The 836-nt window shown below is 49.2% G+C and carries 1 protein-coding gene; it reads left to right on the forward strand.

What is annotated here, in order from left to right:
* Nucleotides 1–836: MBG domain-containing protein (locus ICE88_RS08415; protein WP_216252034.1), on the forward strand; the 836-nt coding region annotated here is incomplete at both ends.

Below are 836 nucleotides of genomic sequence, written 5' to 3' on the forward strand. Positions count from 1 at the left end.
TGGTTACGCTGCTAGCACGACTCGTGCCGTAGGTACAAACGCTAGTGAGGTAGTTGCTACATCAGCCACCGGTACGGATGGCTTCTTGGCTAGCAACTATGACATCACGTATGTATCTGGTAGCTTGAGCATCACCGCTCGTCCGATCACCTTGACTGCGGATAACCGCACGAAGGTTTATGGTGACGGCCTCACATTAGGCGCATCAGCCTTCACTAAGACATCTGGCACCTATGCCAATAGTGAAGTGGCCACGGCTGTGACTTTGACCAGCGCCAATGGTTACGCTGCTAGCACGACTCGTGCCGTAGGTACGAACGCCAATGAAGTAGTGGCCACATCAGCCACCGGTACTGATGGCTTCTTGGCTAGCAACTATGACATCACCTATGTATCTGGTAGCTTAAGTGTTACTCAGAAGACATTGACCATCACTGCCGATGCTCGTTCAACAACTTACGGTACAGCACTAGTGCTTGGCACATCGAACTTCACTCAAATAGGTTTAATTAATAACGACAGCATCACTGGCGTGACTTTGGTGCAGGGTGGTAACTCAACAGTTCCAGCAACACAGGCAGCAGGTACTTACAGCGGTTCAACAGATGGCATCTTGGCAAGTGCTGCCCAAGGTACAGGCTTGAGTAACTACGCGATCACTTATGCACCAAATACATTGACCATCAATAAAGCCACTTTGACGGTGACAGCTGATAACCAGACTCGTGTGTACGGTGATAGTAATCCAACATTGACTTATGGCATCACAGGTTATGTGAATAGTGAAAACGCTACATTAGCCGGTATCACTGGCACTCCAAGCATCACTACGACAG

This window comes from Polynucleobacter sp. AM-26B4 (assembly GCF_018882285.1).
GTDB lineage: Bacteria > Pseudomonadota > Gammaproteobacteria > Burkholderiales > Burkholderiaceae > Polynucleobacter.